The following is an 11,554-nucleotide window of genomic DNA, read 5'->3' as shown; positions in this document are numbered from 1 at the left end:
CGGACACAGCCGGTTCTTCGCCGGCTTTGGCTTCGCCACTATCGAGGCATGGATTCCCGACACTCTCCGCTCGCTTCGCTCGCTCACGAGGCCGGGAATGACGACACTCACGTTCCGCTTCAGCTAGTCGTCAAAGCTGGAGATTAGCTAAGACGGACCATCATTGTCGTCATTCCTGGCCTCGTGAGCGAGCGAAGCGAGCGGAGAGTGTCGGGAATCCATGCCTCGGACTCGATGACACCAAAGCCGGTGCAGAATATCCCGATGTGGGCTGCAACCGGCGTCTTGAAATGTGTGAATCCGATAGCCGCGCGATGGGAGAGGTGGCCCGAAGCGCCGGAGGGGCGAGACGGTCAGTCTAAACGGCCGTTGGCATAATGCGAGGCGATGATCGGAGCGTTGGCGCGCTACCACCAGACGCCGCCGCGCAGCAGGCGAATGCGTGGCGCGCCGTCCGGTGCATGCAGGGCGCTTTCGCAGCCCGGACCGTCGCCGATTACCGCCAGCGGCGCCATCAGCGCACTGTAGAGCGGCCCGTGGCGACCGCCATGCTGATGGATGCGCGGAACGATCGAGCGGCGCGGAACCGGGATCGGCCTGGCCGGCTCGGATGACGAAGGCAGGACGATCGCCGCCTCGCCGGCCAGGGCGCCCATCTCGGCCTTCAGCGCCGCCAGCCGCTCCAGCCTGTCCCTGGTCGCCGGGTGGGTGCGCAGCACCGACGGGTCGGGGATGCGGCCGCCAGGCAGCAGGATGCCCTCCCACAGCCTGCCCCGTGCTTGTTCCAGCTTCTGCAGCGCCGAAGCCAGGCCATCGGGGTCGCCGGTCAGCACCGCGGCGCCGAAATCCGCATCGAACTCGCGGGTGCGCGACAACGCCATCTGCAGCAGCCCGCCGACGGTGGGGGCGGCGAGAAGCACGAGCACGGCCAGCCATGGCACCTGCTCGCCGACACCGCCGAACAGGCCGCCGAGATTGATGAACAGCGTGAACAGGCCGACGGTCGACATCACCGAGGTGAAGCGCGAGACGATATCGGCCAGCGCCATCACCTTGATGTCCTCATGCGCGATATGGCTGATCTCGTGGGCGAGCACGCCGGCAAGCTCGCGGGTGGTCAACCGCCGCGCCAGCGCATCGGTGATGGCGATGACGGAATCGTCGCGCCGACCGACCGCGAAAGCGTTCAGCATCTGCGACGGAATGACATAGAGCTTTGGCACTGCCGGCAGATTGGCTCGCTGGGCGAGCACACGAACGATACGCAGGCCGGCCGGGAATTCGGCCTCGCTGACCGGCCGCGCCTTGTACATGGAAAGCACCATCTGCGGGCTGACGCGCCGCATCGCCGCCAGCGACACCGCACCAAAGCCAACCGCCAGCACGACGCCGAAAAACCCGCCAAAAACCCAGGCGGTGACGGCAAGCAGCAGCAGGCTGCCGCCCGCCAGCAGGCCGGTGTGCAGGGCGTTGGTCAGCCGGTGCCGGCGCAGCGCGCCGGGATCGATCGTGGTGGTTGCGGTCATCCGCTCAATATGGGGAACACGAGGGTGTTTTGCCTATATTTTCCCACCGCATGCCGCCCCGACGACGCTTGCGCGGCGAAAGTGCTCTTCTTATATACGCGCCACAGCCGCCGGGCGGCCGTTGCAACGGTCCGCTTGGCGAATTTCCTGAAGACAGGGGTTTTCGTCGGAACGCCTCATGGGTCCTGAAAACCTGCTAAACGGAGAGACTAGAACATGGCAAAAGTAATCGGCATCGACCTGGGGACGACCAATTCCTGCGTCGCCGTCATGGACGGCAAGGACGCCAAGGTCATTGAAAATGCGGAAGGCGCGCGCACCACGCCCTCCATCGTCGCCTTCACCGGCGACGGCGAACGTCTGGTCGGCCAGCCGGCAAAGCGCCAGGCGGTGACCAATCCGGAAAACACCATCTTCGCGGTGAAGCGCCTCATCGGCCGCCGCTTCGACGATCCGGTGACGGAGAAGGACAAGAAGCTCGTCCCCTATCACATCGTGAAGGGCGACAATGGCGACGCCTGGGTCGAGGCCGCCGGCAAGAAGCAGTCGCCCTCGCAGATTTCGGCGACCATCCTGCAGAAGATGAAGGAGACGGCGGAAGCCTATCTCGGCGAGAAGGTCGAGAAGGCGGTCATCACCGTTCCCGCCTATTTCAATGACGCCCAGCGCCAGGCCACCAAGGACGCCGGCAAGATCGCCGGCCTCGAAGTGCTGCGCATCATCAACGAGCCGACGGCGGCCGCCCTCGCCTATGGCCTCGACAAGAAGGACGGCAAGACCATCGCCGTCTACGACCTTGGCGGCGGCACCTTCGACATTTCGGTGCTGGAGATCGGCGACGGCGTATTCGAGGTGAAGTCGACCAATGGCGACACCTTCCTCGGCGGCGAGGATTTCGACATGCGCCTGGTCGAATACCTGGCGGCCGAGTTCAAGAAGGAACAGGGCATCGACCTGAAGAACGACAAGCTCGCCTTGCAGCGCCTCAAGGAGGCCGCGGAAAAGGCGAAGATCGAGCTGTCGTCCTCCTCGCAGACCGAGATCAACCTGCCCTTCATCACCGCCGACCAGACCGGTCCAAAACACCTGACGATGAAGCTGACGCGTGCCAAGTTCGAGCAGCTCGTCGACGACCTGATCCAGCGCACCGTCGAGCCCTGCAAGGCGGCGCTCAAGGATGCCGGCCTCAAGGCAGGCGAGATCGACGAGGTGGTGCTTGTCGGCGGCATGACCCGCATGCCCAAGGTCCAGGAGATCGTGAAGCAGTTCTTCGGCAAGGAGCCGCACAAGGGCGTCAACCCCGATGAGGTGGTGGCGCTGGGCGCGGCGATCCAGGCCGGCGTGCTGCAGGGCGACGTCAAGGACGTGCTGCTGCTCGACGTGACCCCGCTGTCGCTGGGCATCGAGACGCTGGGCGGCGTGTTCACGCGTCTCATCGAGCGCAACACGACGATCCCGACCAAGAAGAGCCAGACCTTCTCCACCGCCGAGGACAACCAGGGCGCGGTCACCATCCGCGTCTTCCAGGGCGAGCGCGAGATGGCGGCTGACAACAAGGCGCTCGGCCAGTTCGACCTGGTCGGCATCCCGCCCGCGCCGCGCGGCGTGCCGCAGATCGAGGTGTCGTTCGACATCGATGCCAATGGCATCGTCAACGTCACGGCCAAGGACAAGGGCACCGGCAAGGAGCACCAGATCCGCATCCAGGCTTCCGGCGGCCTTTCCGACGCCGACATCGAGAAGATGGTGAAGGACGCCGAGGCCAATGCCGAGGCTGACAAGAAGCGGCGTGCTTTGGTCGAGGCGAAGAACCAGGCCGAGGCTCTGGTGCATTCGTCCGAGAAGTCGCTGAAGGAATATGGCGAGAAGGTTTCGGAGGCCGATCGCACCGCGATCGCCGACGCCATCGCCGCCCTGAAGACGGCTGCCGAGGGCGACGACGCCGATGCCATCCAGGCGAAGTCGCAGACGCTGGCCGAAGTGTCGATGAAGCTCGGCCAGGCCATGTACGAAGCTTCCCAGAAGGAAGCGGCGGAAGCCGACGCCAAGGCCGACATGGGCAAGGAGTCCGACGTCGTCGACGCCGACTTCGAAGAGATCGACGAGGACGACAAGAAGAAGTCGGCCTGATCAGCCCGACAGATCAATTGAGCAAAGAGCCCGGCACTCGTGCCGGGCTCTTTTTCATTTGGGGCAAGGTGGAATGATCCTCGACGGAATGCCGGCATCATCCGCCCGCCACGTCTCGGAGCAGGTGCTGAACGGCGTCTGCGACTATTTCCTCGACCGCTTCGGAGCGGACCGCGTCGCTGCAAACCGGGAGATCACATCGAAACAGCCGGTGAGGCTGATCAGGCGATCTGATTCCGGCCCTTTTCCATGGTCGGCATCCGGGTCGGCGATGGCTAGGCACCGGCACTCCGAGCCCATTGCAGGCGTCGGTCTCATTATCCGCTTTGATCAGTGGGTCATGATCGTGCCGATCGCCGCTTTGTCGGCCTTGTCAGTCCCTGGGTCATGCTTGTTTCGCAAAAAACCACGCGAGCTGCGACCAACTCTTTGGTTCTGCTTGGTTTTACAAGCATGACATGCTTTTCGAACGGCCGTTCACGAAGGCCGGGAGGGCCTTGAAGCACGCCGGCCACTTCTCGAAAAATCAAGCTTTTCCAATGTGTTGTGTTGGCGGCAACGGAAGCCTCGCCTTTCCGCCATCGTCAAGGATTATCTTTTGGGAGGTGCTCCCTGTATGCTCCATACCGGATAGCTGCCCGTGTACCAAAAAAGTCCGCATCGTACTCCGTCCAACACCCCTCATCCGACCTCGCTTCGCTTGGCCACCTTCTCCCACAAGGGGAGAAGGTGGAGTTTCGCGTCGGCCTCACCGCCAATCATCGACGTTAGCGATTGGCAGAGGCGGATGCGCAACGCTCCCACCTTCTCCCCTTGTGGGAGAAGGTGGCCGAGCGAAGCGAGGTCGGATGAGGGGTGTTGGACGGAGTGCGACGTGAGCATCCTGGAGAGCGAAAGAGTCATCAGACTTCGTAAAAAACGGGGATGGAAAAAGCCGCTTCATCCCAAAATATTCTGTTTCCGAGAATCCCGCTCCAGTCTTTTCAATGCCTTGGCCGGCCACCCACTGCCGCGCGCCAGGAATTTTGCGGGAGTTCATCCCCGCCCTCCCGATCGGTGCGATAATCCTCGCCGGCTGGAAAGGAAGCGGCGATGGACCTGATGGACGGAAGTGCAACGATTGAGCGATACCGGGAAGCGCTGAAGCATATCCTGCTGATGCTCGTCGGCATGGCCGAGATGGGGTTCGGCAGGCCGCTGTCGCTGGTGCTCGGGGAAGCCGCTGTCGCGCCAAGACCGGGACGGCCGGGAAAGACGGGGCGGAAAAAGCCGTCCCCAGCCCTCTGCCTGCCCCGCCACCTCTACCGCGCTATTCTTCTGCTGCTGCGCCCCGCCGAATCCGCCGCCCGCCGCCTGATCATCGCGGCGTCGCGCGGCATCGTGGTGACGCTGCCGCGGTTCCGCCCGCGAAAGCCGAAGTTGAAGATATCCGACACGGTGGCCGCCATGCGTCGCCTCGGCCTTGCCGTCAATCTGTCGAAGCAGGACTTTGCCCGCTACGAAGCCGAGCGGAAGGCCGCCGAACGGCGCGCCGCCAGGTCGCGTGGACAAAACCTTTCGCTGCTCGATCCTCTGAAATATCCGTTCCGCATCCGCCGCAAGTATGTGCCGGCCCATGCCGCCCCGCGCATCCGGTCGTTCGCCGACGATGCGCCCTATCACCGCCCGCCGCCGCCGCCATCGCGCGACGATCCAATCGGTGCGGCGAAGCTGACCTTGCGGCTGGACGCACTCGGCCGGGTACTCGACGATCTTTCCGGCCAGGCGCAACGTTTCGCCCGATGGAAGGCGCGCAATGACGCCGCGCTTCAACGCGACAAAGCGGCCCGCGACGCGGCGGCGGCAGGCGGCAAGCATGGCCCGGTGCGGTTCCGGCGTTTTTCCCCACTCCGGCGCGGGCCTGCGCCCGGTTGCCGGCTGCGGTGCTTCGACCCGGACGCGCCGCGGCGAAAAAACATCCGCGAGGTCGACGAGATTCTGGCGCATGCCAATGCGATGGCGCACTACGCGCTGGATCACCCGCGACGCGACACGTCATGACATCCGCCTGACGGACGCGATAATCGAAGCATCGGCGGCCGGCGCAGATTTTTCCGCCCCTCGGCGACGATCCGTGCTGTCGGAAAGCGCCGTTGCCGCTCGTTGGCGATGCCGGCACAACCTGCTCAGTCGTAAAGAAGCGATGCCTCCGGCTTGATAGGGGCGGCAGCCACAGACGCACTCTTCGTCGTCACTGGGCTCGCCGAAGAAGGTTTGGCCGGCATTTCAGAGGGCAGATGCGCTGAAAAGATCTGCTCGACCGCTGAAGCGATATCCGCCCGAAACCGGTCGCGGCGCTGTTCCCACCATCGCCGTCCCTCAGAGCCATCCGGACGCTCGGCGCGAAGCGCTTCCTGGATGGCGGTCGCCATCTCCTTTGCATCCGAAGCGATCCGGACCGTCGATGGCGGATCGTCGATCCCCCTCATCGCCACCGGCGTCGCCACCGTGGGAACGCCGAGCGCCAGAGTCTCGATCGTCTTGATCTGGATGCCCGATCCCACCGTGCTCGGGATCGCCACGACCCGGCACTGTCGCAGAAAATCGCCGGCGTCCGGCACGAATCCTTCAAAACGGACGTTCGCCTGCCGCGTGCCCGGAGCAACGTTGCTCTTGCCGCCCACGACGATCTCCAGTCCGGACGGAAGCAAGGGTGCTACGCTGTGCAGGAACCAGTCCAATCCTGCCCGGTTGACATCCCAGGCCCAGTTGCCGAGCAGCCCGACATCGACGGCCGGCGCCGGCAACCGGTCCGCCTCCGGAAAGGATTGGCCGGGAACCCCGAAGACCCGAACCCTGGATGCCGGCGCCAGCGAGCGAAGCTCCGCGCCGTCGCTTTCGGACAGGCTCCAGATTTCCCGGCAACGCCGCGCCGCCTCACTCTCGATCGCCAGCAGCCTGCGGGCCTCGCGCCTGTAGACGGCGCTCCTGACGCGCTCCCGCAATCCGCCCGGTGCGGCGCCGGACGGCATCGCGCCATAGGAATCGTACAGGCGATGCTCGACATTGTGGGCGACGAGAACCACGGGAAGACTTTCCGGCACCAAAGGCAGCAGCCAGCCCGCCTGCGCGTGATCGATCACGACAAGGTCCCATCGGCTGCGGCGAAGACATGCCTGCACGAAGCTCCGCATGGCGCGCGTGACGTATTTGTCGACGGAGAACGCGCGGCGATGCAGGATCGACCGCAGCATCCAGTAGCCCGTGCGCATCCGCGATTGGCCGCTCTCGATCACCAGCGGGCGCGGCGAGTGGAAGCCTGGCGGCAAAGCTCCCGCGTTTCCTTCACCGGAGCGCTGATAGGCCACCACTTCAACCTCGCAGCCGGCCTGCTTCAGGGCCTCGATGAAATTCATCGAGCATATCTCGCCGCCGCCTTGCAGCCGATGCGGAAGGACGGTGGAAAGGTACAGGATGCGCGTCTGCTGTTGCCCCTCGTCGCGCGGGGGAGCAGGCGGCAGCGGGTTGAACAGGTCATTCGCGACGATCGGAAAGATTGCCGGGCCGCGAACCAGGTAGCGATCGACCATGCGCTTCGGATCGCTCGCCAGGCGATACAGCCATTCGAGCCCCGTCCGCCGCATGATCGACGGCGCCCGCGTCTGGCGTCCGGTGAGGAAATCGACGCTGGCGCCGACACACAGAGCAAGGCCCGACTGGCGGCCTTGCCTTGCGAGTTCAAGCGCGAAGAACTCCTGCTTCGGAAATGAAAGGCAGATGAGGAGCAGATCCCACTCCGCGTCCCGGGCGCGGCTGACGGTTTCGTGCCATTCGGCCGAGCCAACCACGAGCCTTGCGGCGGATTCGATATGGCTGAGGGAAGCGTCTGGGAATCCTTGCCGCAAAACCTCGAAATCCGCCAGACCGGGTCCGATCACCGCTATCCGCCGGCCATTGGCAAGCGGTTTTCGCAGCAGGCTCTCCGTCAGGTCGGATCCGGGACATGGCTTCAGGCGGCGATTGCTCAGCCTGGCCAGGATCGCAAGTATGCGGCTGTCACAAATCTGGAATCTGGCACGGTCATATGCGGCGACAAGCTCGGGATTGCCACCGCGATGATAGGATACGACATGGTCGACGTTCGGCGTTACGACATAGCCATACGAACTGCCGCTCAATTCTTCCGACAGAGCAGCGCGAACGCCGGAAAGGTCGGCGTCGAGCAAGCGGAATCCCAGGTAATCGATGGTTGACGTCATCGTGCGCTCGGCGGCCATCATCGTTTCACGGTACCATACCTTCCCGGCCATCAAGAATGTTTAACATTCGGGGGCATGGTAAATTATACATTCGCTTCAAAGGGTTCCGTTGAAGGCCGCAAGAGTGGCGGTTCAGGCGTGCTGCGCCTGACCAAGCAGCGGGCCAGCGCAAGTCCTTTTTGCCCGGGCATGTCGACAAGGGTTCCCATCCCGCGGCCGCTCTCGCACGGCTTGTGCGCTTGCTGGCCGGCGCACTGCCTGGCGAAAGGACGGCCCAATCGTCCTCCGGAGGTGGTCTCATCGCGATCGAGACCGCATGTAGGAAAATGACTGGAAAGCAACGCTCAAACGGAAAAACTCGGCAATACCGCAGATGCCTATAGCAAATTGCCCTTCGGCTTACTAAATCGGGCTTTGTGCGTGCATCGGAGACGATAGCGGGCAACGCGAGGAAGATGTGCCTTGAGCGACAATGAAAGCTGATTTTTACGAAACGCTCGGTGTGCAAAAAGGCGCCGATGAAAAGGAACTGAAAGGCGCGTTTCGCAAGCTCGCCATGCAGTTCCATCCCGATCGCAATCCCGGCGACGCGGCCTGCGAGCACAAGTTCAAGGAAATCAACGAAGCCTACGAGACGCTGAAGGACCCGCAGAAGCGCGCGGCCTATGACCGCTTCGGCCACGCTGCCTTCGAGAATGGCGGCATGGGCGGCGGCGCCGGTTTTGCCGGCGGCGGCGGCGGCTTCTCCGACATCTTCGAGGACATTTTCGGCGAGATGATGGGCGGCGGACGCCGCCGCTCGTCCAGCGGGCGCGAGCGCGGCGCCGATTTGCGCTTCAACATGGAGATCCTGCTGGAGGAGGCCTATGCTGGCAAGACCGCGCAGGTGCGCGTGCCGACCTCCATCTCCTGCACGGAATGTTCGGGCTCCGGCGCAAAACCCGGCACCCAGCCGGTGACCTGTTCGCTGTGCTCCGGCTCGGGCCGCGTGCGCGCCGCGCAAGGCTTCTTCTCGATAGAGCGCACCTGCCCGCAATGTCACGGCCGCGGCCAGACCATCAAGGACCCCTGCCCGAAATGCGCCGGCCAGGGCCGCGTCACCGAGGAGCGTTCGCTGTCGGTCAACATTCCGGCCGGCATCGAGGACGGCACCCGCATCCGCCTCGCCAACGAAGGTGAGGCCGGCCTGCGCGGCGGGCCGCCCGGCGACCTCTACATTTTCCTGTCGGTCAAACCGCACGAATTCTTCCAGCGCGACGGCGCCGACCTCTATTGCAAGGTGCCGATCTCGATGACGACGGCCGCCCTCGGCGGCTCCTTCGAGGTGACCACCCTCGACGGGTCGCAGACCCGCGTAAAAGTGCCGGAAGGCACCCAGAACGGCCGGCAGTTCCGCATGAAGGGCAAGGGCATGCCGGTGCTGCGCCAGCCCACCATCGGCGACCTCTACATCCAGACCGCGGTCGAGACGCCACAGAACCTGACGAAGCGCCAGCGCGAACTGCTGGAGGAATTCGAAAAACTCTCCTCGAAGGAGAATTCGCCGCAGTCGAGCGGCTTCTTCGCGCGCATGAAGGATTTCTTCGAGTCGTTCGGCGACAATTGATTTTAAGGCCGATCCGCCTCGGCACGAGAGGATCGCAAAACAACAAGAAGCGCGCGGGAGGCGGGCGATAGCGGGGAGGATTGCGGCAAGATTGGTTGCGGGGGCACGCAACACCCGATTCCGGCGATTGGTCGAGGGGTCTGTTACGCGGTTAGCGGGCTAGCTTTTCGAGGTCCAGTTCGAATCCCTCGCGACCCACGACGCGTAACGCGGAACCCCTTGCCATGCTCAAGCGCGAGAGAGCCCGATGCATTGTACTCGATCTTCTGACCCTCCAGGTTGACGATCTCGTGGTCAACATCATAGTCGGCGCTGAGCATCGGTTGCGCTTTTGAGATTGTCGGTCATCGCTGCAAGAATCTTGTCAGTGTCCGGTGCGATTGCGTCCTGCGCCGAGGCGAGCCAGGATGCTACTGCCGCTCCGATCGACATGATGAATGATAAACCTACGAGACGAGGAGAAATTCCAGCGGGGGGTCGTCCAAAGTCGGCCTGTTCATATCTGTAGCCTTCAATTTCCGTCTCACCGTCGGGGGTTAAATAAAGGGGCTGTCCTAGGAGATTGAGGCTCCTAGGATGGCATGATGCGTCTAAAGTATTCAAAGCTCTCGACAATTCAGACGGCTCGGCTGTGCGAACATTTCGTGGCGGGAACACCGGCGCGAACCGCTGCCGAACTGGTCGGTGTGAACAAAAACTCTGCTGCCCTCTTCTATCATCGGCTTCGCGAGATCATTGCCGCGCAGATCGAGGACGGGTCGCCGATCGAGGGCGACGAGAGCTATTTTGGCGGCCATCGGAAGGGCAAGCGCGGACGTGGCGCGGCAGGCAAGGTCGCGGTCTTCGGCATCCTTAAGCGCGGCGGCCGGGTCTACACGAAGATGATCCTCAACTCCCGGCAAACCGCCCTCATTCCCATCATCAAGGCCAAGGTCGAGCCAGATTCCATTGTCTTTTCAGACTCTTTCCCAGCCTATGACGTGCTCGACGTTGCCGGCTTGCGCCATCATCGGATCAACCACCAGAAGTCATTCGTGATCGGGCCAGGAAGCCATATCAACGGCATCGAGAACTTCTGGAGCCAGACCAAACGCCATATGCGCCGCTACAACGGAATCCCGCGCCATCACTTCCATCTGTTCCTCAAGGAATGTGAATGGCGCTTCAACTATGGGAGCCCAGCCGAGCTCTTGAAGATCCTCAGAACCTGGATCAAACTCTCAATCTCTAAGGCCTGTTGAGATTCAGGATTCCGTCTGAGGCTTGATCGTGATTCAAGCCTCGGATGGAACGATTCGTACTGACGGACGCCCAATGGGCGAGGATGGAACCGCATTGTCTGGGCAAGCCGACGGACCCGGGACGCAGCGGTGGCGACAACCGACGCTTCATTGAGGCGGTCCTGTGGGTGGTGCGCACGGGCAGCCCGTGGCGTGACCTTCCAGCCTTCTTCGGCAACTGGAACACAGTCTTCAAGCGATACCGCGACTGGGTGAAGGCCGATGTTTTCATTCGGCTTTTCGAAGCCTGCTCGGACGCGCCCGACATGGAGTACGCCATGATCGACGCCACCATCGTCAAGGTCCACCGCCATGGCCAGGGCGCAAAGGGGGGACTCAGAGCCAGGCCATAGGCCGCTCCAAGGGCGGAATGACCACCAAGATCCTCGCACTCACCGACGCGCTCGGCAATCTGGTCCGCTTCGTTCTCCTGCCCGGCCACCGCTTCGATACCGTCGGCGTGCCGACGCTGTTCGACGGCATCGATTTCGGTGCGCTGATCGCCGACAAGGCCTTCGACAGCAACACCATCGTAGCCGACCTCGACGAGCGTGGCGCCAAGATCGTCATCTCCCAGCATCCGCGCCGGACCAAGCCACTGCCGCTCGATGCCGAGATGTACAAATGGCGTCATCTCATCGAGAACTTCTTCTGCAAGCTCAAGGAGTTCAAGCGCATCGCCATGCGCGCTGACAAAACCGACATCTCCTTCGCCGCAATCATCCATCTCGCCGCCGCAGTCTTAAACTCGCGATGAATCTCAACAGGCCTTAG

The 11,554-nt window shown here is 63.1% G+C and carries 8 protein-coding genes; 6 read left to right on the top strand and 2 right to left on the bottom strand.

The window, feature by feature from the left end:
• Positions 1–407 precede the first annotated feature (407 nt).
• Complete coding sequence (locus ACH196_RS18535) at positions 408–1,526, bottom strand: zinc metalloprotease HtpX (protein WP_396648400.1); 1,119 nt, start codon at positions 1,524–1,526, stop codon at positions 408–410.
• Between the two features lie 216 nt (positions 1,527–1,742).
• Here ACH196_RS18535 and dnaK point away from each other — a divergent pair, with 216 nt between their 5' ends.
• From dnaK to ACH196_RS18520, 3 genes are all read left to right on the top strand, one after another.
• Positions 1,743–3,656: a molecular chaperone DnaK gene (dnaK, locus tag ACH196_RS18530; RefSeq protein WP_396648399.1), complete on the top strand. Its 1,914-nt coding sequence runs from the start codon at positions 1,743–1,745 to the stop codon at positions 3,654–3,656.
• A 73-nt stretch (positions 3,657–3,729) separates the two neighbouring features.
• Positions 3,730–4,113, top strand: coding sequence for a hypothetical protein (locus ACH196_RS18525; protein ID WP_396648398.1), 384 nt, complete (start codon positions 3,730–3,732; stop codon positions 4,111–4,113).
• A gap of 635 nt (positions 4,114–4,748) precedes the next feature.
• Positions 4,749–5,696: a hypothetical protein gene (locus tag ACH196_RS18520; RefSeq protein ID WP_396648397.1), complete on the top strand. Its 948-nt coding sequence runs from the start codon at positions 4,749–4,751 to the stop codon at positions 5,694–5,696.
• Positions 5,697–5,821: 125 nt separating this feature from the next.
• On the opposite strand, the gene ACH196_RS18515 is transcribed toward ACH196_RS18520, so the two are convergent.
• Entirely contained in the window at positions 5,822–7,894 is a 2,073-nt protein-coding gene (locus ACH196_RS18515; RefSeq protein ID WP_396648396.1) for a WecB/TagA/CpsF family glycosyltransferase, read from the bottom strand.
• Positions 7,895–8,366: 472 nt separating this feature from the next.
• Between ACH196_RS18515 and dnaJ the strand changes: the two genes are divergently transcribed.
• The 3 genes from dnaJ (at position 8,367) to ACH196_RS18500 (ending at position 11,537) form a co-directional block, all read left to right on the top strand.
• Entirely contained in the window at positions 8,367–9,500 is a 1,134-nt protein-coding gene (gene dnaJ / locus ACH196_RS18510; protein ID WP_396648395.1) for a molecular chaperone DnaJ, read from the top strand.
• 581 nt (positions 9,501–10,081) lie between these two features.
• Entirely contained in the window at positions 10,082–10,741 is a 660-nt protein-coding gene (locus tag ACH196_RS18505) for an IS1595 family transposase (protein ID WP_396648394.1), read from the top strand.
• A 44-nt stretch (positions 10,742–10,785) separates the two neighbouring features.
• Positions 10,786–11,537 (top strand): IS5 family transposase gene (locus ACH196_RS18500; RefSeq protein ID WP_396648393.1). Its coding sequence is split into 2 segments (ribosomal slippage): positions 10,786–11,107 and positions 11,107–11,537, totalling 753 coding nucleotides; the frame shifts between segments, so codons are not numbered across the junction.
• The last annotated feature ends 17 nt before the right edge of the window (positions 11,538–11,554 follow it).

Source organism: Mesorhizobium sp. IMUNJ 23232 (assembly GCF_044326205.1).
In the GTDB taxonomy this organism is placed as follows: Bacteria; Pseudomonadota; Alphaproteobacteria; order Rhizobiales; family Rhizobiaceae; genus Kumtagia.
This window is presented reverse-complemented; position numbering and strand designations above follow the sequence as displayed.

Excerpts from the sequence above, each read along its gene's own strand:
- ACH196_RS18515 (WP_396648396.1), bottom strand. The coding sequence starts at position 7,894 with ATGACGTCAACCATCGATTACCTGGGATTCCGCTTGCTCGACGCCGAC.
- ACH196_RS18525 (WP_396648398.1), top strand. The coding sequence starts at position 3,730 with ATGATCCTCGACGGAATGCCGGCATCATCCGCCCGCCACGTCTCGGAG.
- ACH196_RS18505 (WP_396648394.1), top strand. The coding sequence starts at position 10,082 with ATGATGCGTCTAAAGTATTCAAAGCTCTCGACAATTCAGACGGCTCGG.
- ACH196_RS18520 (WP_396648397.1), top strand. The coding sequence starts at position 4,749 with ATGGACCTGATGGACGGAAGTGCAACGATTGAGCGATACCGGGAAGCG.
- dnaJ (WP_396648395.1), top strand. The coding sequence starts at position 8,367 with ATGAAAGCTGATTTTTACGAAACGCTCGGTGTGCAAAAAGGCGCCGAT.
- ACH196_RS18535 (WP_396648400.1), bottom strand. The coding sequence starts at position 1,526 with ATGACCGCAACCACCACGATCGATCCCGGCGCGCTGCGCCGGCACCGG.
- dnaK (WP_396648399.1), top strand. The coding sequence starts at position 1,743 with ATGGCAAAAGTAATCGGCATCGACCTGGGGACGACCAATTCCTGCGTC.